Consider the following 26,555-nt stretch of genomic DNA (forward strand, 5'->3'; position numbering starts at 1 on the left):
TTGAAAAACTGAAAGGAAATTTTAGAGGTTGAGTAGCCGTTATAAGTACTGTTAACTAATAACTGGTTAGCTGGATACTAAAATAATGGGGGATTAGCTCAGCTGGCTAGAGCGCCTGCCTTGCACGCAGGAGGTCATCGGTTCGACTCCGATATTCTCCACGATTCCTAGAGATAGAGTGGGTTATAGTTTTTACAAACAACCAGGAAACATAAGTTTTTAGTTTGTAAGATCATCGAGACTCTATTGTGAATACGGGAAAAAAGTTCATTGACATATTGAAGAAACAAAGAATACGAGAACACTATTAGATAGAAATATTTAATATAAGTAATACATTATAATACTTCTGTTCTAGCGCAAGTTAGGATAGATTAGAGCATTAAGCAAAGCGCATACAAGCTAGATAAGGGCGTATGGGGAATGCCTAGGCTCTCAGAGGCGAAGAAGGACGTGATAAGCTGCGAAAAGTCGTGGGGATTGGCACATACAAATTGATCCGCGAATATCCGAATGGGGCAACCCACTATATTGAAGATATAGTATCCGCAAGGAGGCGAACCCGGAGAACTGAAACATCTAAGTACCCGGAGGAAGAGAAAACAATAGTGATTGCGCTAGTAGCGGCGAGCGAACGCGCAGAAGCCCAAACCAATGAGTTTACGGACTTATTGGGGTTGTAGGACTGCAACATTGTTTGTACAATGAATTAGAACAAGTTGGAAAGCTTGGCCAAAGACGGTGATAGCCCGGTATAGGAAAGTTGATATAAAGCATAGCAGTATCCTGAGTAGTGCGGGGCACGTGAAACCCTGTATGAATCCGGCGGGACCATCCGCCAAGGCTAAATACTCCTGAGAGACCGATAGTGAACCAGTACCGTGAGGGAAAGGTGAAAAGAACCCTGAATAAGGGAGTGAAATAGATCCTGAAACCATACGCTTACAAGCGGTCGGAGCCCTTTAGTGGGGTGACGGCGTGCCTTTTGCATAATGAGCCTACGAGTTACCGTTGCCAGCAAGGTTAAGCAGTTCAGCTGTGGAGCCGTAGCGAAAGCGAGTCTGAATAGGGCGCTTTAGTTGGTAGTGGTAGACGCGAAACCGTGTGATCTACCCTTGGGCAGGTTGAAGCTGTGGTAACACATAGTGGAGGACCGAACCCGTTGACGTTGAAAAGTCTTGGGATGACCTGAGGGTAGGGGTGAAAGGCCAATCAAACTCGGAAATAGCTCGTACTCCCCGAAATGCATTTAGGTGCAGCGATATAGATAGTTTTATAGAGGTAGAGCTACTGATTGGATGCGGGGGCTTCACCGCCTACCAATTCCTGACAAACTCCGAATGCTATAAAATGTTTCATATCAGTGAGGGCATGGGTGCTAAGGTCCATGTCCGAGAGGGAAAGAACCCAGACCATCAGCTAAGGTCCCAAAATATATGTTAAGTTGAAGAAACGCGGTTGAACTGCCCAGACAGCTAGGATGTTGGCTTGGAAGCAGCCATTCATTTAAAGAGTGCGTAACAGCTCACTAGTCGAGCGGTTCGGCATGGATAATAATCGGGCATAAACATATTACCGAAGCTATGGACTATAGTTTACTATAGTGGTAGGGGAGCATTGTAACAGAGATGAAGGTGAGTCGCGAGGCTTGCTGGATTGGTTACAAAAGAAAATGTAGGCATAAGTAACGATAATGCGGGCGAGAAACCCGCACACCGAAAGACTAAGGTTTCCTCAGCTATGCTAATCAGCTGAGGGTTAGTCGGGACCTAAGGCGAACCCGAAAGGGGTAGTCGATGGACAAGCAGTTAATATTCTGCTACTTGCCCCACGTTAAAGCGGACGGAGGCGTAAATTTGGTGCGTACTGACGGAATAGTACGTTGAAGGGAGTGGTAACACCCCGATAGTACACAAAAGCTACGGCCGGCGTGATAATCCAGAGGAGCGACTTCCAAGAAAAGCGAGTGGAGGCAACCCGTACCCTAAACCGACACAGGTAGTTGGGATGAGAATTCTAAGGTGCTCGAGAGATTCATGGCTAAGGAACTAGGCAAAATTGGCCCGTAACTTCGGGAGAAGGGTCGCCCCCCTTATGGGGGGGGCCGCAGTGAAAAGATCCAGGCGACTGTTTATCAAAAACACAGGGCTCTGCTAAATCGAAAGATGACGTATAGGGCCTGACACCTGCCCGGTGCTGGAAGGTTAAGGGGAGATGTTAGCATTAGCGAAGCATTGAACTGAAGCCCCAGTAAACGGCGGCCGTAACTATAACGGTCCTAAGGTAGCGAAATTCCTTGTCGGGTAAGTTCCGACCTGCACGAATGGTGCAACGATCTGGATACTGTCTCAGCCATGAGCTCGGTGAAATTGTAGTATCGGTGAAGATGCCGATTACCCGCTGTGGGACGAAAAGACCCCGTGCACCTTTACTATAGCTTAGTATTGACTTTGAACAAGTGATGTGTAGGATAGGTAGGAGACTTTGAAGCTGCATCGCCAGGTGTGGTGGAGTCGTTGTTGAAATACTACCCTTTACTTGTTTAGAGCCTAACTTCCAACGGAAGGACAGTGCTTGGTGGGTAGTTTGACTGGGGTGGTCGCCTCCAAAAGAGTAACGGAGGCTTCTAAAGGTTCCCTCAGCACGCTTGGTAACCGTGCGTAGAGTGCAATGGCAAAAGGGAGCTTGACTGAGAGACATACAGGTCGATCAGGTACGAAAGTAGAGCATAGTGATCCGGTGACACCGCATGGAAGGGTCATCGCTCAAAGGATAAAAGGTACGCCGGGGATAACAGGCTGATCTCCCCCAAGAGCTCACATCGACGGGGGGGTTTGGCACCTCGATGTCGGCTCGTCACATCCTGGGGCTGGAGAAGGTCCCAAGGGTTGGGCTGTTCGCCCATTAAAGTGGCACGCGAGCTGGGTTCAGAACGTCGTGAGACAGTTCGGTCTCTATCTACAGTGGGCGTTAGAAATTTGAGTGGACCTGATCCTAGTACGAGAGGACCGGATTGGACGAACCTCTGGTGTATCTGTTGTTCCGCCAGGAGCACTGCAGAGTAGCTACGTTCGGAAGGGATAAGCGCTGAAAGCATATAAGCGCGAAACCCACCACAAGATGAGATTTCTTTAAAGGACCGTGGGAGACTACCACGTTGATAGGCTATAGGTGTAAAGGCAGTAATGTCATAGCCGAGTAGTACTAATAATCCGTAAAGCTTGATGCGCGATGGCTCTGAGGCCTTAAAACCTCAGAGCCGCCAAATGCTTATTTTATAGTTGTAGTACAGGTACTTGTAACTTTTTTGTTTCTTTAATTATGTCAACGATATTAGTTCTAATCTAAGTAATTAGAACAGTTTTAAGCTCGAAGCTTATAACTTACCTTTTAAGGTGGCTATAGCAACGGGGCTCACCTCTTCCCATCCCGAACAGAGTAGTTAAGCCCGTTAGCGCAGATGGTACTGCTGTATTGTGGGAGAGTATGTCGTCGCCTTCTTCTTTAAAACCCTTCATCATATCGATGAAGGGTTTTTTTATGTAATAAAGTCAGGGAATGGATAACACTTTGAATTCAACTAGAGGATTTCAACCGTGTAATTCAGCTAGCCAGTCTATCTATGTACAGGAAATACAATGTTATCTATGTATATTGAGGTAATTATGAATCTCTTGTAAATAGTCGAAATTCCTCTTTTGTATACATATTTTCTGGAATATACAAAGTGGAAGTGTCGATTACTTAAGTGACCTGATCAATTGCCCAATACAATAATACAAGAGAAGTTTTCTATTGAATCGAGTGGCAGTAACCTTTATATAATACAAAAGCAGCCGATTGGCTGCTTTTGTATTATAAGTCTCAGTTTATACCTGTCCTAAACTTGAGGAAGATCTCCCTCTCCCTTTACAGGTAATTTTGATTTACCCATCAGGAATTTATCTACATGATGTGCAGCTTCGCGACCTTCTGAAATTGCCCAGACAATTAGTGATTGTCCTCTACGCATATCTCCGGCAACAAATACATGTCTCTTATTAGTAGTATAGGTTTTACTTCCTTTAATATTAGTTCTTTCATCTATTTCCAGTCCCATTTTCTCAGCCAGAGATTTCTCTGGTCCGGTGAAACCAAGAGAGAGTAGTGCGAGATCACAAGGCCAGTCTTTTTCAGATCCTTTGACTTCTTTGAGTTCTGGTCTCGAACCTGGTCTTTTGATCCATTCTACTTCAACTGTTTTTAAAGCTTTCAGTTTACCATTCTCATCCTTAATAAATTCTTTGGTTTGGATACTCCAATTTCTTTCAACACCTTCTTCGTGGGAAGAACTTGTTTTCATGGTAAAAGGCCAGTAAGGCCATGGATTATCTTTTGTACGGTGTTTTGGAGGTAAAGGCATGATCTCGAAATTAATTCCCGAGTTTGCTTCTTGTCTATTAGATGTTCCAACGCAATCTGAACCTGTATCTCCACCACCAATAACAATCACATTCCTGCCATTAGCGTTATACTTGCTGTCCAGGTCATGCAATCCATCAATATGCTGGTTGTTATGAGTGAGGAAGTCCATTGCCTGCACAACGCCCTCGGCATCAGATCCCGGGATGGGCAATTTCCTCTTTTCCGTAGCACCTCCGCAAAGAACGACGGCATCAAATGTCTCCAGTTCCTCTATGTCGTAATTATTTCCAACCTCAGTTTCTGTTTTAAATATGATACCTTCAGCTTCGAGAATTTCCAATCTTCGATCTATTATCTTCTTCTCTAATTTAAAGTCAGGTATCCCATAGCGTAAAAGTCCGCCTGGTTTCGCCCCACGTTCTAAAACCGTAACTTCATGACCTGCTCTGTTTAATTGCTGAGCGGCGGCCAGTCCAGCAGGTCCGCTTCCAATGACAGCAACTTTTTTACCAGTTCTTACCGAAGGGATTTCAGGCTTTATCCAGCCTTCTTTAAAGCCTCTCTCTACAATATACTTCTCAATCATTTCAATCGCTACAGGGGGATCTATAATCCCTAATACGCACGCCGATTCGCAAGGTGCGGGACATAATCTACCTGTAAACTCCGGAAAATTGTTTGTTGCATGTAAAATAGTGAGAGCTTTTTGCCATTCATTCCTGTAAACAGCATGGTTAAAGTCCGGGATCAAGTTACCTAATGGGCAACCTGAATGACAGAATGGTATTCCGCAATCCATGCATCTACCTCCCTGTTTCTTAAGTTCCTCTGTTGGTAGCTCTTTCTGAAATTCATTATAATTCTTTATCCTGTCCTGAGGTAGTATCGTATCCTCATCTTTTCTTTCGTATTCTAAAAATCCTCTAATCTTTCCCATACCTTACGCCGTTTTAAGAGTTTGCTCGTTATGTCCTTTCATTTTCTGTAAAGCCTTCTTGTATTCTGTAGGCATGATCTTTATGAAGCCTGCAGAACTGGACTCCCAATTATTCAATATTTCTCGAGCTACATCACTTTCTGTGTATTGATAATGCTTTACGATCAAATCTTCTATTTCCGCAATATTTTCTTCGGAAAGTTCTTCGAATTCGATCATTTCCATATTGAACTTATTTCGATCTATTTTATGATCAGGATCGTAGATATAAGCTGTTCCGCCACTCATACCTGCTGCAAAGTTTCTACCTATTCCTCCAAGAATAACTGCAATTCCTCCGGTCATATATTCACATCCATGATCACCAATTCCTTCAATCACGGCCTTTGCTCCTGAATTCCGAACGCAAAAACGTTCTCCGCCAATACCGTTGATATAAGCTTCACCAGCGGTTGCGCCATATAAAGCTACGTTTCCAATGATGACATTTTCGTGTGAAGCGAAGGTTGCTTCTTTTGGTTTGCGTATAGATAGAACTGCGCCAGAAAGACCTTTTCCGAAGTAATCATTAGAGTTGCCCTCAATATTTAAGTTTAGTCCGCGAGCGGCGAATGCACCAAAACTTTGTCCTGCAGATCCTTTAAAATTCAAAGTCAAGGTGTTTGGAGGAAGTCCGTTTGCACCGTGTATTTTAGATATCTCATTACTAATAATGGCTCCCGTTGTACGATTAGTATTATCAATAGGATATTCCAGTGTTACCTGTTCTTTTCGATAGATTGCCGGGTGAGCATGCTTTAGAATATCAAAATCTAGAACACCTTCCAGGTTGTGTAGTTGCTTCTCAGTATTTGACAGTGGAACCTGTTCACTCAAGTTCGGCTTGTGTAGGATGTTTGAGAGGTCTATTCCCTGTGCTTTATAGTGTTTGATCGCTTTATTCATGTCAAGTTTCTGGCATTGACCTACCATTTCATTAATGCTTCGATATCCTAGCTGAGCCATGATCTCTCGCAATTCCTGCGCTATGAAATACATGAAGTTGATCACATTTTCCGGTGTGCCTTTAAAATTCTTCCTCAATTCAGGATCCTGCGTGGCAATCCCCACAGGGCAGGTATTTAAATGACAGGCTCGCATCATGATACATCCAGATGCTACCAATGGTGCGGTGGAAAAACCAAATTCTTCAGCTCCCAGTAAACATGCGATAGCTACGTCACGGCCTGTTTTTAATTGTCCATCACATTCAACCACGATCCTGCTTCTTAAATTATTCAGTAATAATGTCTGCTGGGCTTCCGCAATACCAAGTTCCCAGGGCAATCCTGCGTGTCTTAGCGAGGTAAGTGGAGAAGCTCCTGTCCCTCCATCATATCCAGATATCAGAACTACATCTGCTTTTGCTTTTGCCACACCTGCGGCAATAGTTCCAACGCCAATTTTAGAAACCAGTTTTACGTTAATTCTTGCTTCACGGTTTGCGTTTTTAAGGTCAAAAATAAGTTGTGCGAGATCTTCAATTGAATAAATATCATGATGGGGTGGAGGAGAGATCAATCCCACATAAGGTGTAGAATTTCTTGTTTTAGCAATATCGGGATTTACTTTTGGACCAGGTAATTGTCCTCCTTCACCGGGTTTTGCACCTTGAGCCATCTTAATCTGAATTTCGCGGGCATTGGTTAGATAGTCAATACTTACTCCAAATCTCCCTGAGGCAACCTGTTTTATAGCTGAATTTCTCCAGTTTCCATCAATATCCTTCTGGAAACGACCGGGATCTTCACCTCCTTCTCCAGAATTACTTTTTCCTTTAATCCGGTTCATAGCAACTGCCAGATTCTCGTGTGCTTCCTTACTTATGGAACCAAAAGACATAGCACCGGTCTTAAAACGTTTTACAATTTCTGTCCACGGCTCTACTTCTTCGATAGGAATGGGATTCAGTTCCTTGAATTTGAACATCCCTCTAATGGTCATCAACCTTTCAGTCTGCTCATTGATTATTTTTGAATATTCAGTATAAGTATCATAACTATTTTGCTTGACCGCCTGTTGTAGTTTTGCAACGCTGGCTGGATTGAAGACGTGGCGCTCACCATTTCTTCTCCAGCGATAATCCCCACCTATTTCAAGATCAAGATCTGAATCTGTTTCCGGTGGGAAAAAAGCATGTTTGTATCGTTTCTGAATTTCCTTTTCTACTTCATACAAACCTATCCCTTCAATCCTGGTTGGAGTATTACAGAAGTATTTATTAACAAATTTCTTATTGAGTCCCAGTATTTCGAAAATCTGAGATCCACGATAGGAAAGTAAAGTAGAGATCCCAATCTTATTCATGATCTTGATGATTCCCTTTCCAATAGCAACGTTGAAGTTTTCTACCGCAATTTCAGGGTCTTCAATGTTGATCTCTTTCCTTTCTACCAGGTCGTAAATGATCTCATTGACCATGTATGGGTTGATGGCGCTAGCTCCATATCCAAAGAGAGCTGCAAAATGATGAGGCTCACGAGGTTCAGCAGATTCGATAACAATTCCAAAACTGGATCTTCGGTTATAATCCTTCACCCTATGATGAACAAATGAGCAGGCTAGTAGAGATGGGATTGGCGCCAGGCTTTTATCCACATTTCTATCTGACAGAATAATTACATTACAGCCATCATCCACAGCCTCTTTGATCTCTACGATCATTTCTTCCAGCCGGTCTTCGAGACCATTCATTCCTTTTTCTGCGGAATAAAGCATAGAAATACTCTTAGCCTTAAAGCCTGGATAGTCTATATATTTGATCTTATCAAGATCTTCATTAGAAATAACCGGATTCTGAATTTTTAGTTTTTTAGCCTGTTCCGGAACGATATCAAATAGATTGATGTCCTCTCCAATAGTTAGACTAATATCTGTAACGATTTCTTCCCGGATTCCATCCAGAGGCGGATTGGTAACCTGGGCGAATAATTGTTTGAAATAGTTGAATAATAATTGAGGTTTGTCTGAAAGTACTGCCAGTGGAATATCGGTTCCCATAGATCCAATAGCTTCTTTTGCATTAGAAGCCATAGGGCTGATAATTGTGGTAATATCTTCGTACGTATATCCATGCAATTTCAGCCTGGTGACGTAATCCACATCTTCAACCGGAGTTTGATTTCCTGTATATTTTACGTCTGCCAAATGCAAAAGATTATCATCCAGCCATTCCTGGTAGGGGCGTCTGGAGACAATTTTCTCCTTGACTTCTTCATCTTCAATAATTCTACCCTCGATCATGTCAACCAGAAACATTCTTCCTGGTTCGAGTCTACCGTGTTTAAGAACATTTTCCGGCTTGATGTCCAGAACACCAGTTTCAGAAGACATTACCACGTAGCCGTCTTTAGTAACCGTATATCTTGAAGGTCTCAATCCATTTCTATCAAGTAAAGCACCAATATAGTTGCCATCGGTAAATGGAATAGATGCCGGGCCATCCCATGGTTCCATGATACAGGCGTTGTATTCATAGAAAGCTTTTTTACTATTTTCCATCGATGGATTTTTCTCCCAGGCTTCAGGTACCATCATCATGATAGCTTCCGGCAAGGATCTACCTGTTTGCAATAACAGCTCTAGCGCCATATCCATGGAAGCCGAGTCTGATTTACCTTCCAGAATTACCGGAATGATCTTCTTAATATCATCGCCAAAATCTTCACTTTCGAAAAGCTCTTCGCGTGCCTTCATTCGGCTTAAATTACCACGTAGCGTATTTATTTCACCATTGTGACACATATAGCGAAAAGGTTGTGCCAGATCCCACGTAGGGAAAGTATTGGTAGAAAAACGCTGATGTACCAGGGCAAGTTTCGTGATCACATCTGGATCATTAAGATCCTTGTAATAGACATTAATATCCTGGGGCATGAGTAGCCCTTTGTATATTATAGTATTGGTAGATAAACTTGAAAAATAGAAATAGTCACTTTGTGCCAGACCGGAATGTTCTACTTCATGTTCTGCAATTTTTCTAGCTGAGTACAATCTCTTATTAAAAGACTGCTCGTCCATCTCGGTTTTCTTGCCTATAAAAACCTGTTCAACAGCTGGCTCTACATTAGAAGCCATTTTCCCAAGACAAGTGTGATTAACAGGAACTTTACGCCAGCCTAGAATTTCCAGATCCTGATTAGCTGCATGCTTTTCAAATATAGTACGACAAAGATCAGCCTGATTCTTATTCTTCGGAAGAAATAACATTCCCACTGCATAGTCTCTAAAATCCGGAATTTCAAATTCACATACTTTCTTGAAATAGTCATGTGGAACTTCTATTAGAATTCCTGCGCCATCTCCAGTTTTTCCATCAGCACTAACAGCACCACGATGTTCCAGCCTGATTAGAATATCGATGGCTTTATGTATGATGTTATTGGTTCTTTCTCCATTTAAATTACATATAAATCCTGCTCCGCAGTTATCACGCTCATTTAGAGGAGAGTACAAGCCCTGTTCCTTTATTCCCATATCTTCATTTTCTATATAAATCTCTTAAAGTTAGTTAAAACTGATTAAAGGAAGAGCCTGATGGAAATCTAAACTACAACTTTTGAGGATATGATAATTTGAAAGTTTTTAATTGAGAATACTTGAAATATAAGGTCTTAAAATCGCTTTTTTTAATTGAGCATTTCGGTCAACATTTACTGGGTGGTTTCCCCCAATTTTAAACAGATCTTAAAAAAATTAGCATATCCATCGGTATTATTCACTAAATTTAAGTAATTAAAATTCAGTTCTTTATCTCCTGTTAGGAGTCTCCTTTAGTTCTGAAAATCTTTTCTACACCCCTCGATATACCAGTGCAAGTATGCACTACAAACTGTTCTATACAGGTGATACTCTATTTTCTCATTGATGACTGCTCGGTCTACTTTTACTTTTCAATGCTTGTTATGGTTCTAACCATTAAATCAATCATTATGGAAAAAATTACTCAATTTAGTCTTCTACGAAGCTTGGATTCTTTCAGATCACTATCAATTAAAACACTTAAAAGCATTTTAATGCTTGTCGTTTTGATGATTTCGATATTTGAAGCCGTAGCTCAAACACCTCCATTACCGCCCCAAACAGATTGTGTTTCACAAGATTTACTAGTAGTACAGGCGCGGTTGGATGCACCAACTTGCGTGGACTGCGATGAAGGTACACAACAAAGCTTCCCATTGATCTTATCTATTAATAATAAAACTGGTTCTTTCCGGCCTACATTTGCTTTTTTTGGTACGCTGGAAGTTAGAGATGCTGAAGGTAATTTAATTTCTACGGAAACAATTTCCGGCTGTAACGATACTGATGGTTTGCCGGCTAATACGATTACAGAACTGCCGTATCCTCCTATTAATTATACCTGTGGCACCAATTTAAAAATCACAAATTTATATCTGGCATGGACTGATGCATCACAGGTTACAGACCAGTCAAGTAAAAATAGTTGTACTAACATAACTACGAATACGACTTCCAAGGGAGTTCTCGATATTGCTCCTAAATGTGGTACTCTAGGGGAGCTGAACGTCGAAACACCACTTTCTGGAGCTGTTAGTACAACAGATTCCAGCTGTTATCAATTTGATGATGCGGAGATAGAAGCACTTCCTGTTGGCGGATTAGCGCCATACACTTATTCGTGGTCCAATGGAGAAACCACTAAAACTACAACTGGATTAGCACCAGGAACTTATTCTGTTACTATTACCGATGCTAATGGATGTACCTATGATACTGAAGGAATGGTAGGAGAACCTACAGAACTTCAGGCTATAGTCGATTCTTCAAATAATGTAAGTTGTAATGGATATTCTGATGGTGCTATCGATATCAGTGTGAATGGTGGAACAGCAGACTACACCTATGAATGGAGTAATGGTGAGACCACGCAGGATATCTCAGGCATACCTGCCGGAACTTATTCAGTGACCGTGACCGATGCTAATGGCTGTACCGATACTATAGTTGGTATCGAGATCACAGAGCCAGATGAGTTAATGGCCGAAGTGGTCGATACAAATAATTTAAGTTGTAATGGATATTCTGATGGTGCTATCGATATCAGTGTGAATGGTGGAACAGCAGACTACACCTATAAATGGAGTAATGGTGAGACCACGCAGGATATCTCAGGCATACCTGCCGGAACTTATTCAGTGACGGTGACCGATGCCAATGGCTGTACCGATACGATAGATGGTATCGAGATTACAGAGCCAGATGAGTTAATGGCCGAGGTAGTTGATACAACCAATGTAAGTTGTAATGGAGATTCTGATGGAGCTATCGATATCAGTGTGAGTGGCGGAACAGCAGACTACACCTATGAATGGAGTAATGGTGAGACCACGCAGGATATCTCAGGCATACCTGCCGGAACTTATTCAGTGACGGTGACCGATGCCAATGGCTGTACCGATACGATAGATAATATTCAGATCAGTGAGCCAGACGAATTGGTAGCTAGTGTGACATCAGTCACTAACGCGACTTGTAATGGAGAATTAGATGGCGCTATTGACATTAGTGTTGTTGGCGGGACACCAGATTACACATACTTATGGAGTAATAATGCGACTACTCAGGATTTATCCGGGGTGGCTGCAGGACTTTATTCAGTAACAGTGACCGATGCTAATGGTTGTACGGATACGATCAATAATATAGAAATAGAAGATCCTTCTACCCTTGAAGCCGAAGTGGACGCTACAACCAATGTAAGTTGTAATGGATATTCTGATGGATCCATCGATGTAAGTGTAAGTGGCGGTACGCCAGATTACACATATTTATGGAGTAATAATGCGACCACCCAGGACATCTCAGGTCTTACTGCGGGAACGTATTCAGTGATTATCACTGATACTAATGGCTGTATTTATAGTCTGAATGATATTCAAATAGGACAGCCAGATGAGTTAATGGCCGAGGTAGTTGATACTTCGAATGTAAGTTGTAATGGATATTCTGATGGTGCTATCGATATCAGTGTGAGTGGTGGAACAGCAGACTACACCTATGAATGGAGTAATGGTGAGACCACGCAGGATATCTCAGGCATACCTGCCGGAACTTATTCAGTGACGGTGACCGATGCCAATGGCTGTACCGATACTATAGATGGTATCGAGATTACAGAGCCAGATGAGTTAATGGCTGAAGTAGATGACGCTACCAATGTAAGTTGTAATGGATATTCTGATGGCGCTATTGATATCAGCGTGAGTGGTGGAACAGCAGACTACACGTATTTATGGAGTAATAATGCGACTACACAGGATATCTCAGGCATACCTGCCGGAACTTATTCAGTGACTGTGACCGATGCTAATGGTTGTACGGATACGATAGATAATATTCAGATCAGTGAGCCAGACGAATTGGTAGTTAGTGTGACATCATTCACTAACGCGACTTGTAATGGAGAATTAGATGGCGCTATTGACATTAGTGTTGTTGGCGGGACACCAGATTACACATACTTATGGAGTAATAATGCGACTACTCAGGATTTATCCGGGGTGGCTGCAGGACTTTATTCAGTAACAGTGACCGATGCTAATGGTTGTACGGATACGATCGATAAAATAGAAATAGAAGATCCTTCTACCCTTGAAGCCGAAGTGGACGCTACAACCAATGTAAGTTGTAATGGATATTCTGATGGATCCATCGATATAAGTGTAAGTGGCGGTACGCCAGATTACACCTATGAATGGAGTAATGGTGAGACCACGCAGGACATCTCAGGTCTTACTGCGGGAACGTATTCAGTGATTATCACTGATACTAATGGCTGTATTTATAGTCTGAATGATATTCAGGTCACAGAGCCAGACATTCTTGATATCCAGATTGTGGTAGAAGACGTGTCTTGCCCAGGATTTGATGATGGAAGTATTACTTTCACAGCGACTGGAGGAACGCCTCCTTATACCTCAGAACATGGAGATTTTAATGAGTTTGGAGTACTGATGCTAAGTGGTTTGACTCCTCAGGAATATGGTATTGTAGTTTCAGATGCTAATGAATGTGGATTAGCGATTGATGGTATTATTATTTCCGAACCTGATGAAATAGTGATTCCAGAAATTCAAACCCAACTTGCAGATTGTATTGGTGGTGATGGAAGCTTTATTTTCTTAGGTGATCCACAGAATCTTTATATAAGTTTTGATGATGGATTATCCTTTGATCTATATGCTGGAGCCATTTCACTTTCAGTAGGGCTTCATGATTTTGTAATCAAATTTGGTAAAGATGGATGTGTGAGCGATTCTGGACAAGTAGAAATTCAGCAAATACCTGCAACTAATTTCCCTCTTGATGTAACAATAACTCAACCCGATTGTGATACTGGTTTGGGTAATGTATTGATAAGAGTTGGAGCAAATTCTAATATCGATACAGAATTCTTTACCTATAGAATTACTAGTGGTGAAACTGTGTTGTACGCCGAAAAACAATCTCTAGCAGGATTTGATCTTCCGCCAGGTGACTATGTTATCTTCGGTTTAAGCGGTAATGGCTGTGATTCCGGAAGAACTGAGATTAGATTGGAAGAACCAATATGTGAAAATTTCCAGGGATGTACTTTAGGTTACTGGAAAAATCATACAGACAGATGGTCTTGTTATTCAACCTGCACCTTGTATTCTGATGTATTTGGAAATAGTACTCCTTCACAATTACAGGGTAAAACCTTGCTGGAAGTGCTGAACCAGGGTGGTGGCGGAATCTACAATCTAGGTAGACAATCTGTAGCTGCATTATTAAATATTTGTAATGGTGACGTGAACTACGAAATCCTTACTGAGGCTGAATTGATAGTGTATGTTCAGGATAATTTCAGTAACGCTGGTGCAGCTGGTAGTTATTTGGATGAATTGAACAACGCAGGTTGTACACTTCGTGGATCTAAAGCAACATCAGCCCCTTCAGAGGGATGTGAAGAACAGGAAGACACAAGACCAGGAAAAGGTAAGCCAGCCAAGAATTCCTCTTCGGTGACAAGTGGCTTCAAAGCTTCTCCTGTTCCTTTCAAAGAAAGGTTAACTGTACAATATGACTTTGAATATACTTCAAATGTTACTATACAGGTTTATGATCTTAAAGGTCAGTTATTAAGAACTTACAAAGATCGAAAAGTAACGAAAGGAGATAGAACTGAATTAGCTGTAGATTTCAGAATGAAAGCAAATCAGGTTTATATTCTTAGAGTTGCTACTGACAGAGAAGTGTTCAGTAAAAATGTGGTTTCTGCAAGGAGATAATTAATAATCAGCCAAAAATAGAAAGAGCAGCCAGTTGGCTGCTCTTTTGCATTATAAAATTCCGAAGAACTTAGTCCTTAAGAATACTTCTTGAGATCACAATTTTCTGAATTTCAGAAGTTCCTTCGTAAATCTGAGTGATCTTTGCATCTCGCATTAATCGTTCTACGTGGTATTCCTTTACATATCCATTTCCTCCGTGAACCTGAACTGCTTCCACAGTTACATCCATCGCAGTTTTAGATGCGTGAAGTTTTGCCATGGCACCTGAGAGATCATAGTTTTCTCCCTGGTCCTTGTCCCATGCTGCTTTCATAACCAGGTGACGTGCCGCCTCAATTTGAGTATGCATGTCTGCAAGTTTGAAGGCGATCGCCTGGTGATTGCAAATTTCTGTTCCAAAAGCCTTACGTTGCTTCGAGTAATCTTTAGCTAGCTCATAAGCTCCTGCTGCAATTCCAAGTGCTTGTGCCGCTATTCCAATCCTACCACCAGAAAGTGTTTTCATGGCAAATTTAAATCCGAAGCCATCTTCACCAATTCTATTCTCTTTAGGCACCTTTACATCATTGAAATTCAGAGAATGTGTATCACTTCCTCTAATTCCCAACTTCTGTTCTTTAGGTCCAATTTCAAAACCTTCAGAACCTTTTTCAACGATAAAAGCGTTGATCCCTTTATGTTTTTTCTCTTTATCTGTTTGAGCAATCACAAGATAAAAGTCGGCTGAACTACCGTTGGTGATCCAGTTTTTGGTACCATTAAGAATGTAATGATCACCTTTATCTATAGCCGTTGTTCTCTGTGAAGTTGCATCACTACCTGCTTCTGGTTCAGAAAGGCAAAAAGCACCTAGTTTTTCACCAGTAGTAAGCTTAGAAAGATATTTCTTTTTTTGCTCCTCATTACCGAAGGTGTCAAGCCCCCAGCAAACCAGCGAGTTATTCACTGATACCATTACTGAAGCTGATGCATCGATCTTGGAAAGTTCCTCCATCGCAAGCACATATGAAATGGTATCCATTCCACCACCGCCATATTCTGGTGACGCCATCATTCCAAGGAAACCAAGTTCACCCATCTTTTTAATAAGCTCCTTCGGAAATTCCTGCTTCTCATCTCTCTCGATAACACCCGGCAAAAGCTCCTGCTTTGCAAAATCACGGGCGGCATCACGTATCATTATATGTTCTTCGGTAAGTTTAAAATCCATCTGAAAAGAAATTTATAAAAAACTGATTTTTGGAGGGCAAAGATAGCTTTTTGGTATCTATAATTCAATTGATATTGAGTATTTTTACGAATATGAAAAAAAACGAGTATAGATTGCTTGGAATCATGTCTGGCACCTCTCTGGATGGCGTCGATCTCGTTTTTACCGAATTGAGCTTCAGCAATGCTACGAATTTCAAGATCATATATTCTGAAACTATTCCTTATTCTGAAAAATGGCTGAACAGACTGAAGAATTCTTCCCATCTAGAGCCAGCTGAATTGAATGATTTAGATCAGGATTACACGAAATATCTTTCTGAAGTTATTCTGAAGTTTATTGCTAAGTACGACATTGATCTTCTCGATGCGATCTGTAGTCATGGACACACTGTAAAACACAGGCCAGATAGGGGTTTGACGTTCCAGATAGGAAACTTACCTAAACTTTCCACTCTAACCGGCGTTCCTGTAGTCTGCGATTTTCGAGTGCAGGATGTAGAACTTGGTGGTCAGGGCGCTCCGCTGGTTCCAATAGGAGACCGAATATTATTCAGTAAATATAAATATTGTATCAACCTTGGAGGTTTTGCCAATATTTCCGAAGAAGTAAAGGGACAAAGAATAGCCTACGATATTTGTGCAGTAAACACGGTGCTTAATCATTACATGCGCAGCCTTGGTAAAAATTTTGATGAGGATGGCAAACTGGCTAGAACCGGAAAAGTAAATTTAGAATTGCTGGAGCATTTAAACTCCCTTAAGTATTTTCAAAAAGCTCCTCCCAAGTCACTTGGAATAGAATGGGTAGATAAATACGTATTGCCTTTAATCGATTCGTACTTCTTGGAAATACCTGATATTCTTCGAACGTTTACTGAGCATGTTTCAATACAGATCGCTGCATGTTTGAAAAATTCTTCAACTTCAGAAATACTTCTAACTGGTGGTGGCACCTTCAATAGTTTTCTAATTGAAAGATTGAGATCACATTCTGATGCTGAATTTGTAATTCCGAAGAAAGAAATCATAGATTTTAAAGAAGCTTTGATATTTGCACTTCTGGGTGCACTTAAATTAAGAGGAGAAATAAATGTCCTTTCGTTAGTCACCGGGGCAAAAATGGATCATTCTTCAGGACGTATTTACGAACCCTGAATATTTTATCAAATTCGGAATAGAGCCTGCTTAGTTTTTTATATTTGCTTCAAAATAATCCAAAAATGAAAGAATTACTCAAAGTATACGAGAATAAAGAACCTGAAATTGTTTTTAACTGGAAGGATTCAGAAACAGATGCTGAAGGCTGGACGGTGATCAATTCTCTTAGGGGAGGAGCTGCCGGTGGTGGTACCAGAATGCGTGTGGGATTGGATCAAAATGAAGTGCTTTCCCTGGCAAAGACCATGGAAGTGAAATTTACGGTTTCGGGCCCTCCAATTGGAGGAGCAAAATCGGGAATCAACTTTGACCCTGCAGATCCTCGTAAAAAGGGTGTTTTAGAACGCTGGTATAAGGCTGTTTCTCCATTATTGAAAAGTTATTACGGTACCGGTGGAGATCTAAATGTAGATGAAATCAATGAAGTGATTCCAATTACTGAAGATTGCGGGGTATGGCATCCACAGGAAGGTGTTTTTAACGGACATTTTCAACCTACGGAAGCAGATAAGATCAACAGAATTGGGCAATTGAGACAAGGTGTGATCAAAGTCCTGGAAAATACTAACTTCTCTCCAGACATCAGTAGAAAATACACTGTGGCAGATATGATCACCGGTTATGGTGTTGCAGAAGCTGTTCATCATTTTTATGAAATTTATGGTGGAGATATAAAAGGTAAGCGTGCGATCGTACAGGGGTTTGGAAATGTAGGTTCTGCTGCTGCTTATTACCTGGCGCAGATGGGTGCTAAAATTGTAGGGATTATCGATAGAGCAGGTGGTCTTATCAATGAGGAAGGTTTTAGCTTTGAAGAGATCCAGCAAATGTTTCTTGATAAAGATGGAAATGCCCTGCGTCACGACAAGGTGATGCCTTTTGAAGAAGTGAATGAGAAAGTATGGAAGCTTGATGCAGAAATCTTTGCTCCCTGTGCAGCTTCGAGATTGATCTCCAAGGAACAGATCACGAACCTGATTGATCGCAAACTGGAAGTAATTTCCTGTGGAGCGAATGTTCCGTTTGCAGATAAAGAGATCTTTTTTGGTCCTATTATGGAATATACTGATGAGCGAGTAAGTCTTATTCCAGATTTTATCTCCAATTGCGGGATGGCCAGAGTTTTCGCTTATTTCATGGAAAGAAGAGTGCAAATGACCGATGAGGCTATCTTTAATGATACTTCTATGACGATCAAGAATGCCATTCAGAATACTTTTAATAATAATAGTAGCAAGACTAATATTAGCAGAACAGCCTTTGAAGTTGCTCTGAAACAGCTTGTTTAAAAGTTTGTGCAAATAATTTGAAAAAGCCCGTGAAAGCGGGCTTTTCTTTATTTAAATTTGATTTACAATTTAAAGCGCGATAGCACGTTACATTACAAAACCCAATTATACATATGCTTAATTTTTTACAGCAGGACGAGGTGGTAGATGCTGCTCAGGTAGCAGAACCAGTCGTAGAGGAGAAAACTCTTTCCTTATTTGATTTGATGTTTAGCGGAGGTCTAGGTGGCCAGATCATCATTATCATTCTATTTGTTTTATTATTTGCGGCAGTCTATATCTATTTTGAAAGATTATTCGCGATCAAAGCGGCGAGCAGGGTGGATAAAAATTTTATGCTCCAGATCAAAGATAGTGTTCAAAATGGCAACATAGAATCTGCAAAGATTCGTTGCGCTCAAAGTGATTCTCCAGTGGCGAGATTAACCGAAAAAGGTATTTCCAGAATTGGGAGTCCGTTGGAAGATATCAATACCGCTATAGAGAACGCAGGAAGACTGGAAGTTTACAAGCTTGAGAAAAACGTAAGTATCCTGGCAACTGTTGCCGGAGCTGCTCCTATGATTGGTTTCCTTGGAACCGTTATTGGTATGGTGCTTGCTTTCCATGAACTGGCAACGAGTAGTGGGCAGGCTCAAATGGGAGCTCTTGCAGAAGGTATTTACACAGCAATGACCACGACGGTAGCTGGGCTTATAGTTGGTATTATAGCCTATATTGGATATAATCACCTTGTAGTAAAAACTGATAAAGTAGTGCACCAGATGGAAGCAACTGCAGTAGATTTTCTTGACCTGTTAAACGAACCGGCTTAATATGAATTTAAGAGGTAGAAATAAAGTAAGTCCGGAATTTAGTATGAGTTCGATGACCGATGTGGTTTTTCTACTACTCATATTTTTTATGCTGACTTCACCTGTGATCACTCCGGAAGCGCTGGATCTTATCTTGCCAAAAGCAAAGGGTAAGACCACCAGTCAGCAAACACTTTCTGTGAGTATCACAAAAGATCTGCAGTTCTATATTAATAGCGAACGTATAAGTAGTAGCGCGCTTGAATCTACACTGAAGACGAAACTTGCCGGAGAAGAGAACCCAACGATTATTTTGCGGGCTGAAGAAGGAGTGCCAATTGAGAAAGCTGTGAACGTAATGGATATTGCCAATCGTAATAGCTATAAGATCGTATTAGCAGTAAAACCTGAATAAAAAATGTCGATGCTGGAAACTAAACATGAGAAGAAGTCATTTACCATCACTGTAGTGTTACATGTGCTGCTTATTCTTCTGTTGATTTTTTTCGGAATGACGTATTTAGATCCACCGCCTGAAAATGGGATCGCGATAAATTTTGGTACTTCGGAAGTTGGTTCTGGCGACAAGCAACCTACTGAGCCGGTAAAGTCTGCTCCTAAGCAGGCAGCAGCTCAACCGGTGCAGTCTGAACCTGTGATCGAAAAGGAAGTTGTAACTCAGGATACTGAAGAAGCTCCTGTGATCGAGAAAAAGAAAAAACAACCGACCCCTGTAAAAACAAAGCAACCGGAACCTCCGAAGGAAGAGTCAAAGCCGGTAAAGAAACCGGAGCCAAAGCCAGATAAATCTACTAATGATGCCTTAAGTAGTATCTTGAACGGACCTGAAAGATCTGGAACTGCTACCGGCGGTGAGGGTAACGACAACCAGGCTGGAGATAAAGGTAGCCCAGATGGTGATCCCAACGCCAGTTCTTATTATGGGCAGGGATCAGGATTGGATGGTGACGGAAATTACAGGCTTGGAGGAAGAAAAGCTTTGAACAAAGAGAAATTTGTGCAGGATTGTAATGAGTCTGGAATCGTGGTGGTGAAGATCGTGGTAGATCAAACCGGACGCGTAGTAAGTGCTCAGCCCGGTATGAAAGGCACTACTAATAGTGCAACCTGTCTAACAGGTCCTGCTAAAAGAGCCGCTCTGGCAACCAGATTCAACAGTGATTCCAATGCACCTTCTAAACAGGTTGGAACCATAATTTATAACTTTAAACTTACCGAATAATTGAAATCCTATCAGGAAACCCTGGAGTGGATGTTTCAGCAGTTACCCATGTATCAGCGGGTAGGAAAAAGTGCGTTTAAGAAGGATCTTTCCAATACCCTTAAACTTGCAGAACACCTTGGGCATCCCGAAAATAAATTCCGAAGTATTCATGTAGCCGGAACAAATGGTAAAGGCTCGGTAAGTCATATGCTTGCTTCAATATTTCAGGAAGCAGGCTATAAAACGGGGCTTTACACTTCGCCACACCTGAAGGATTTTCGAGAACGAATAAGAATTAATGGTGTGGTGATTTCAGAAGAAGAAGTTGTTGGTTTTATTGAAGAGAATCAAAATTTTCTGGAAACCAACCGACTTAGTTTTTTTGAAATGACTGTGGGAATGGCTTTTGACTATTTTGCAAAGAGCGAAGTTGACATTGCGATCATCGAGACCGGGCTTGGAGGACGTTTAGATTCAACGAATATTATCACTCCCCAATTATCTGTAATAACCAATATTGGTCTGGATCATACTGCATTTCTGGGAACAGATTTGCCTGCAATTGCTATTGAAAAAGCCGGTATTATTAAAAATTCTGTTCCGGTTGTAATTGGCGAGAGACACGATCAAACCATGCCAGTTTTTATTGCAAAGGCTGCTGAAGTGGATTCTCCTCTGTTTTTTGCTGATGAATTTGAGCTACCTGAAGTTGATTCCGATCTTATAGGAACTTATCAGGAGTATAATAAAAAGACAGTTCTGGCAAGTATTGAGGTGTTACGCAAAGGTGGCTGGCAGATAACTTCTGAAGCTATTATTCTTGGTTTAAATAAAGTACAGAGCAATACGGGTTTAAGAGGCCGATGGGAGATATTGGGCAATGAGCCTAAGATCATTTGTGATACCGCCCACAACGCTGAAGGGCTTAAGCTGGTATTGCAGCAACTTCAGAAAGAAAATTTCACCCGATTACATATAGTTTTGGGAGTCGTTAATGATAAGGATTTGAACTCAATTCTACCATTATTACCCAAAAACGCCGACTTTTACTTTGCGAAGCCAGATGTACCTCGTGGAATGCCTGCTGAATTTCTGCAGAAAGAAAGTCTCAAATTTGGTTTGAATGGAAATGTATATTCTTCTATTTCCGAAGCATATATTAGCGCGCGGAAAAGAGCTGATACTGAAGATCTAATTTTTATTGGAGGCAGTAATTTTACAGTTGCTGAAGTTCTATAGACTAATGATAATGTGTTAGTTAACATTTATTTGTATCTTTAGAAGACTCTGTGATAGAGCGCTTCCCTACTTCTGAAATATCCTACAGGCTATTATAACTCCAATCCTACATTGGGCTAACCATTTTGCTGTGTTTTAATAACTAAAACTTGACAAAATGAAAAGCACTATTCAATTAAGCATTCTGTTATTCCTGGGCTTTCAGCTTGCAGTATACGCGCAGGAAACTGAAGAAACCGAGCAGTACGAACCGGTTTACATTACGATGACCACAACGCACTGGAGCGATGATCCTGATACAGATTTCTCGGGATGGTTAGATACTGAAAAGGAGTATTTTGAAAAGGTTACCAGTAGAAATGACCTTATTCTTAGTTCTGGCGTTTATACGCATTATTTTACTCCAGATAATTCGGAAGTTGTTCTTGTGAATGTTTACAGAACCTGGAACGATATAGAAGAGGCGAACAGCAGAACTGAAGAACTTATTGCTGAAGGCTGGAAAGATGAGGAATCCAGAAAGAAATTCTTTGAAAAACAACAGTCTTATTATTCTCCAGATCATCGGGATGAGATCTATCAATCCATGCAATTTTCAATTCCAGAAACTGTAGATAAAGAAAACTCAAAGATTTATTATGTAAGGACTGCAGATCTAAGTATGAATGGAGAGGGAACGCCAGAGAACTTTAAGCAGTATTACGAAAACATCACTAAAAAGAGTAAGAAATTAAAGGGTTACTATACGCACAGGCATCTCTGGGGATCAAATGCTCGTGAAATGAATGAAGTATTCGTATTCGATAAACTTGGAGATATTGAAGAGTTCTTTGAAGAGGAACAAGGTCTTGTAAATTCTCAATGGGCAGATGAAGATGAAAGATCAGAATTTATGGAAGAAATGGCTAAACTATTTACGGGAAAACATGGGGACTATGTTTATAGAAATGTTCCAGCACTTATGAAATAGTATACAACTTATTCATAATTAATAAGTTCCAATTCAGGAGTACTCTATCACAGTTTTTCTTTTGTAATTTCTTTAAAATTGTTTTGTGTAAATGAAAATGTAGTCTATATTTGCATCCGCAATCACGCAAGGGCGCGTAGCTCAGTTGGTTCAGAGCACTTGGTTTACACCCAAGGGGTCAGGGGTTCGAATCCCTTCGCGCCCACAGAATCAAAAGGTTTTCAGTAATGAAAACCTTTTTTTAGCTTAACTCAGTATACTTGCTGAGTAGTGTTTGCAAAAATTTATTGAATATCGATTTAATCGGGCGCGTAGCTCAGTTGGTTCAGAGCACTTGGTTTACACCCAAGGGGTCAGGGGTTCGAATCCCTTCGCGCCCACTTAGTAAAAAGGCTTCCATTTTTGGAAGCCTTTTTTTATGTTATAACTTTTGTTTATCTATATTTGGAATCAAGGGTGATTAGCTCAGTTGGTTCAGAGCACTACCTTGACAGGGTAGGGGTCACTGGTTCGAATCCAGTATCACTCACTATTTAATTCTTTTTAAACTGAAAAAGGTTCCCGAAGGAACCTTTTATTTATGTATTTTGTTTTACAGCTTTACGAAAGCAAGGTGCTAATCAAAATGATTAGTGCTATGACCGTGATGCTTAAAGCTGATATCAGAATTTTGTATTGTTTCTTTATCATAGTGCGAATCTAACCTAAATTAGCATACAGTCTTAGCTCCTTTCGAATAGATGATGCCGCTTTACGCTAGATTATGAACTATTTTAGTTTACCTCTTATTGGACTTTTCTGCGGGAATATTTTCCAGAACTCTTTCGAGAGCCATTCCTCTTGACCCCTTGATCAAAAAATAACAGTTCTTGAAATTCGTTTCTTCCAGGTGATTTTTCAAGGCTTCCATCGACTTGAATTTAAAGGTAAAGCTGCTGGAAGTGTCAGTTAGATTAAAATTATCTCCAATTAGGTATATCTCCGTCAGGTTGCCGTTTTCGGCATCTGTAATGATCGATTGATGCTCTACCGGCGCAGAACTCCCTAATTCGAACATATCTCCAAGAATGGCTATTTTTTGTTTATCTGTTTTGAGACTAGAAAAGTTTTGCAGTGCTGCCTGCATACTTGTTGGATTGGCGTTGTAAGCGTCCAAAATGATCGTATTGCTTCCAGCTTCGATCATCTCTGATCTATTATTATCTGGTGAATATGCGGCAATCGCCTTTTCTATTTCATCAAAAGGGACTTTAAAATATAGCCCTATGCACAAGGCAGCTGCCATATTCCGACCATTATAATTACCTGTAAGTTTACTAATGAAGTCTGTTTGATTATAATGTACGCCGGCGTATTTCTCACCGTCCAGATATTTTACCTGAACTTCAGATTCCGGATGTTCTCCAAATGCAAATGTGTGTTTATAATTTCTGTGTTTTTGTTGTACTTCGTCGTCCAGGTTAAGAAATATGAGTTTGGTCTCTTCCTGCAGATGATGGTAAAGTTCGGTCTTTGCTTTTACAACGCCTTCAAGGCTACCGAATCCTTCCAAATGGGCTTTGCCAAAGTTTGTGATATATCCATAATCTGGATTTGCGATAGTGCACAGAAAGGCAATCTCTAACGGATGGTTTGCACCCATTTCAACAATCCCGAATTCAGTTTGCTGATCCATGGATAGCAATGTAAGTGGCACTCCTATATGATTATTTAAATTGCCATGTGTAGCAATGGTTTTGAACTTTCTGGAAAGTACGGCGTTGATCAATTCTTTCGTGGTTGTTTTGCCGTTACTTCCAGTGATCGCCAGGATAGGAATCCCTAGATAGTTCCTATGGAACAGCGCTAGCTTTTGTAATGATTCTAGTACGTTCTTTACTAGTATGTATTGCTCATTTGACTCCGCTACCAATTTGTCATCAACAACCACGTAACGTGCGCCCGCAGCTAGTGCGTCTGCCGCAAATAGGTTTCCGTCGAAGTTTTCGCCCTTAAGAGCGAAGTACATGCAACCTTGTTTGATTTTTCTGGTATCTGTGTTTGCTCCGCTACATAATAGGAAGCGTTGGTGTAGTCTGGCTGTATTCATAAAATAAATCTATAAAAAAAGCCCTAAACAAGTTAGGGCTTTAAGTTTATTTTATGCTGAGAAGTCTAGTTGCTTCTTGCAGTTTTATTGTCATTAAGAGACTTTGAGCCAACTCTGGACATAGCGTTTCTAAAACCAATATAGTCTGTTGCCATATCCTGTGGGAAATATCTTCTTTGTGCCGGATCCAGCCAGTAAGCGCGATCTCTCCAGCTACCGCCTTTGTATACCCTTACTTCGTCGCTAACGAGTGTTGTTCTTTTCTCTGTGTCGTACCCCCTTTTAGATAAAGAAGCATCAGAACTACTATCAGCATAAGTGAAGTTGTCATACTTGGGAGAGTTGTACATTCTCTTGTTAGGATCTTCATCATCTTGCTGAAATGCCTGGTAATATCTGCTGGAACTCTTATCGCCATCACGGAAGTTTCTCTGGTCACTATCTGTAAAGTTAGTTCTCATATAAGTATCCTCTTCAGTAACTGCAACCTGTGCAATTTCACCTGGAAGATTTCTTGCCACAAGTTTCCCGTTACTTAAAGTGTCATATACAACGTCATCAGTCCCTACAACTTTAACTGAACCATCTTCATTAATAGCGTGTTTAGTGTAAACGTTACCACGGTAGTAGTTGAAATCGTTGAATTCATCATCTACTATAGGTCTGTAAACATCAGCTACCCATTCAGATACGTTTCCAGCCATATCATATAGACCAAAATCGTTAGGCTCATAGGATTTCACTTCAGCAGTAATATCAGCTCCATCATCGCTCCATCCGGCAATTCCGCCATAGTCACCATCACCTTGCTTAAAGTTAGCCAGCTGATCTCCCATTTTCTTTACATCACCATTTCTGGTATACTGTCCGTCCCATGGATATTTCTTACGTCCACGATAGGTGTTATAGCTTCTGATTCCGGTAAGACCCAGCGCTGCATATTCCCATTCTGCTTCCGTTGGAAGTCTGTATTCCGGATATATCAAACCACTTTCGCGACCTGGATAAACTTTTTTGATAGGATTACCTGCTTCGTTGGTTTCAGAAAGTCTGTCTTGAGATTCGTCTCCACCCTGGCTAATCTCTGTATTACCTCCGTAAGCTTTGCTAGGTGAATGAATATACGTATCGGTATTGAAAGTTGTACCTGCTGCTACACCTGTATATCTTGCACCCTCTTTTATAAAACCTTCTTTTTCGAGATTGCTTTCGTTTACACGGTCTGTTCTCCATTTGCTAAATTCGACAGCCTGTATCCAGCTTACACCTACTACCGGGTATTCAGCATACGCCGGGTGACGGAGATAGTTGGTAACCATGGTTTCATTATACCCTAAGCGGTTTCTCCAAACAAGAGTATCTGGTAAAGCACCGGTGTATATGTTTTTGTAATTCTCTTCACTTGGTGGGAAAACTTTTCTTAACCAATCTAGATATTCCAGATACATTTTATTGGTAACTTCGGTTTCATCCATGTAGAATGACTGCACGTGTTGTTGAGTTGGAGTGTTATTCCAATCGTGCATAGGATCATCTGCTACGCGTCCCATTGTATAAGTTCCTCCTTCTACAAATACAAGACCTGGTGCAGCATCCTGCTCTTCGTAATCTGTATTGTATTGAAAGCCACCTTCGTCAGAATTGATATCCCAACCGGTTGCTCTTGAGGTATTTTTGTAATTGTTCGATTTATTACAGCTCAGTAAGCTTACGCCACAAACCACAGCAATTACGGCTTTAAAAGCTACATTCAATTTCATAGTATTCCCTTCTTAAATGATAGAAAATTAGGCTTTGCAATATACTAATTAACGATAAAAGTACAAGATTATTTTGTTAATTCTAAAAGCTCTCTGAAAGCTATAACTGCCTGATATAGATATAGGTAACATTGATTTATAGAAGCTTAGTTACTAGGCTG

General features: G+C 40.9%; 13 protein-coding genes, 4 tRNA genes and 2 rRNA genes. 14 read left to right on the forward strand and 5 right to left on the reverse strand.

Annotation, left to right across the window (positions count from 1 at the left end; all coding sequences use genetic code 11):
* The first annotated feature begins 87 nt into the window (after positions 1–87).
* The 3 genes from T8I65_RS02360 to rrf all read left to right on the forward strand — a co-directional run bounded on the left by T8I65_RS02360 (position 88) and on the right by rrf (position 3,501).
* Positions 88–161, forward strand: a tRNA-Ala gene (locus T8I65_RS02360).
* 233 nt (positions 162–394) lie between these two features.
* Positions 395–3,229, forward strand: a 23S ribosomal RNA gene (locus T8I65_RS02365).
* A gap of 162 nt (positions 3,230–3,391) precedes the next feature.
* A 5S ribosomal RNA gene (gene rrf, locus T8I65_RS02370) occupies positions 3,392–3,501 on the forward strand.
* Between the two features lie 379 nt (positions 3,502–3,880).
* Here the strand turns inward: rrf and T8I65_RS02375 are convergent.
* Both T8I65_RS02375 and gltB read right to left on the reverse strand, forming a co-directional pair.
* Positions 3,881–5,341, reverse strand: a complete 1,461-nt coding sequence (locus T8I65_RS02375) for a glutamate synthase subunit beta (protein WP_322301888.1) — start codon at positions 5,339–5,341, stop codon at positions 3,881–3,883.
* A 3-nt stretch (positions 5,342–5,344) separates the two neighbouring features.
* Entirely contained in the window at positions 5,345–9,856 is a 4,512-nt protein-coding gene (gene gltB, locus T8I65_RS02380) for a glutamate synthase large subunit (protein WP_322301889.1), read from the reverse strand.
* 455 nt (positions 9,857–10,311) lie between these two features.
* On the opposite strand from gltB, the gene T8I65_RS02385 reads away from it, so the two are divergent.
* Positions 10,312–14,655, forward strand: a complete 4,344-nt coding sequence (locus T8I65_RS02385; RefSeq protein WP_322301890.1) for a hypothetical protein — start codon at positions 10,312–10,314, stop codon at positions 14,653–14,655.
* 70 nt (positions 14,656–14,725) lie between these two features.
* Here T8I65_RS02385 and T8I65_RS02390 read toward each other — a convergent pair whose 3' ends face one another.
* On the reverse strand, positions 14,726–15,868 hold the full coding sequence (locus T8I65_RS02390; protein ID WP_322301891.1) for an acyl-CoA dehydrogenase: 1,143 nt from the start codon (positions 15,866–15,868) through the stop codon (positions 14,726–14,728).
* A 92-nt stretch (positions 15,869–15,960) separates the two neighbouring features.
* Here T8I65_RS02390 and T8I65_RS02395 point away from each other — a divergent pair, with 92 nt between their 5' ends.
* The 10 genes from T8I65_RS02395 (at position 15,961) to T8I65_RS02440 (ending at position 23,074) form a co-directional block, all read left to right on the forward strand.
* Positions 15,961–17,025: an anhydro-N-acetylmuramic acid kinase gene (locus T8I65_RS02395; RefSeq protein WP_322301892.1), complete on the forward strand. Its 1,065-nt coding sequence runs from the start codon at positions 15,961–15,963 to the stop codon at positions 17,023–17,025.
* A gap of 65 nt (positions 17,026–17,090) precedes the next feature.
* Positions 17,091–18,317, forward strand: coding sequence for a Glu/Leu/Phe/Val dehydrogenase dimerization domain-containing protein (locus tag T8I65_RS02400; protein WP_322301893.1), 1,227 nt, complete (start codon positions 17,091–17,093; stop codon positions 18,315–18,317).
* Positions 18,318–18,430: 113 nt separating this feature from the next.
* Positions 18,431–19,132 carry a MotA/TolQ/ExbB proton channel family protein gene (locus T8I65_RS02405; protein WP_322301894.1) on the forward strand — a complete coding sequence of 234 codons (702 nt, stop codon included), beginning with the start codon at positions 18,431–18,433 and terminating at the stop codon, positions 19,130–19,132.
* Position 19,133: 1 nt separating this feature from the next.
* On the forward strand, positions 19,134–19,526 hold the full coding sequence (locus T8I65_RS02410; RefSeq protein ID WP_026915097.1) for an ExbD/TolR family protein: 393 nt from the start codon (positions 19,134–19,136) through the stop codon (positions 19,524–19,526).
* 3 nt (positions 19,527–19,529) lie between these two features.
* Positions 19,530–20,354, forward strand: a complete 825-nt coding sequence (locus tag T8I65_RS02415) for an energy transducer TonB (protein ID WP_322301895.1) — start codon at positions 19,530–19,532, stop codon at positions 20,352–20,354.
* Complete coding sequence (locus T8I65_RS02420; RefSeq protein WP_322301896.1) at positions 20,355–21,575, forward strand: folylpolyglutamate synthase/dihydrofolate synthase family protein; 1,221 nt, start codon at positions 20,355–20,357, stop codon at positions 21,573–21,575.
* 157 nt (positions 21,576–21,732) lie between these two features.
* Complete coding sequence (locus T8I65_RS02425; protein ID WP_322301897.1) at positions 21,733–22,545, forward strand: hypothetical protein; 813 nt, start codon at positions 21,733–21,735, stop codon at positions 22,543–22,545.
* A 130-nt stretch (positions 22,546–22,675) separates the two neighbouring features.
* Positions 22,676–22,750 (forward strand) — tRNA-Val (locus T8I65_RS02430).
* A 100-nt stretch (positions 22,751–22,850) separates the two neighbouring features.
* Positions 22,851–22,925: transfer RNA gene (locus tag T8I65_RS02435), tRNA-Val, on the forward strand.
* Between the two features lie 74 nt (positions 22,926–22,999).
* Positions 23,000–23,074, forward strand: a tRNA-Val gene (locus T8I65_RS02440).
* 249 nt (positions 23,075–23,323) lie between these two features.
* On the opposite strand, the gene T8I65_RS02445 is transcribed toward T8I65_RS02440, so the two are convergent.
* Complete coding sequence (locus T8I65_RS02445; RefSeq protein ID WP_322301898.1) at positions 23,324–24,634, reverse strand: UDP-N-acetylmuramoyl-tripeptide--D-alanyl-D-alanine ligase; 1,311 nt, start codon at positions 24,632–24,634, stop codon at positions 23,324–23,326.
* 65 nt (positions 24,635–24,699) lie between these two features.
* Positions 24,700–26,394: a gliding motility lipoprotein GldJ gene (gldJ, locus tag T8I65_RS02450; protein ID WP_322301899.1), complete on the reverse strand. Its 1,695-nt coding sequence runs from the start codon at positions 26,392–26,394 to the stop codon at positions 24,700–24,702.
* Positions 26,395–26,555 lie beyond the last annotated feature (161 nt).

The sequence above is a fragment of the Christiangramia sp. OXR-203 genome, from assembly GCF_034372165.1.
Lineage (GTDB): Bacteria > Bacteroidota > Bacteroidia > Flavobacteriales > Flavobacteriaceae > Christiangramia.

What these genes read in the sequence shown, in the direction of transcription:
- T8I65_RS02405 (WP_322301894.1), top strand. Translation starts at nt 18,431, where the DNA reads ATGCTTAATTTTTTACAGCAGGACGAGGTGGTAGATGCTGCTCAGGTA.
- T8I65_RS02445 (WP_322301898.1), bottom strand. Translation starts at nt 24,634, where the DNA reads ATGAATACAGCCAGACTACACCAACGCTTCCTATTATGTAGCGGAGCA.
- T8I65_RS02385 (WP_322301890.1), top strand. Translation starts at nt 10,312, where the DNA reads ATGGAAAAAATTACTCAATTTAGTCTTCTACGAAGCTTGGATTCTTTC.
- T8I65_RS02395 (WP_322301892.1), top strand. Translation starts at nt 15,961, where the DNA reads ATGAAAAAAAACGAGTATAGATTGCTTGGAATCATGTCTGGCACCTCT.
- T8I65_RS02390 (WP_322301891.1), bottom strand. Translation starts at nt 15,868, where the DNA reads ATGGATTTTAAACTTACCGAAGAACATATAATGATACGTGATGCCGCC.
- T8I65_RS02400 (WP_322301893.1), top strand. Translation starts at nt 17,091, where the DNA reads ATGAAAGAATTACTCAAAGTATACGAGAATAAAGAACCTGAAATTGTT.
- T8I65_RS02425 (WP_322301897.1), top strand. Translation starts at nt 21,733, where the DNA reads ATGAAAAGCACTATTCAATTAAGCATTCTGTTATTCCTGGGCTTTCAG.
- gltB (WP_322301889.1), bottom strand. Translation starts at nt 9,856, where the DNA reads ATGGGAATAAAGGAACAGGGCTTGTACTCTCCTCTAAATGAGCGTGAT.
- T8I65_RS02375 (WP_322301888.1), bottom strand. Translation starts at nt 5,341, where the DNA reads ATGGGAAAGATTAGAGGATTTTTAGAATACGAAAGAAAAGATGAGGAT.
- T8I65_RS02415 (WP_322301895.1), top strand. Translation starts at nt 19,530, where the DNA reads ATGTCGATGCTGGAAACTAAACATGAGAAGAAGTCATTTACCATCACT.
- T8I65_RS02410 (WP_026915097.1), top strand. Translation starts at nt 19,134, where the DNA reads ATGAATTTAAGAGGTAGAAATAAAGTAAGTCCGGAATTTAGTATGAGT.
- gldJ (WP_322301899.1), bottom strand. Translation starts at nt 26,394, where the DNA reads ATGAAATTGAATGTAGCTTTTAAAGCCGTAATTGCTGTGGTTTGTGGC.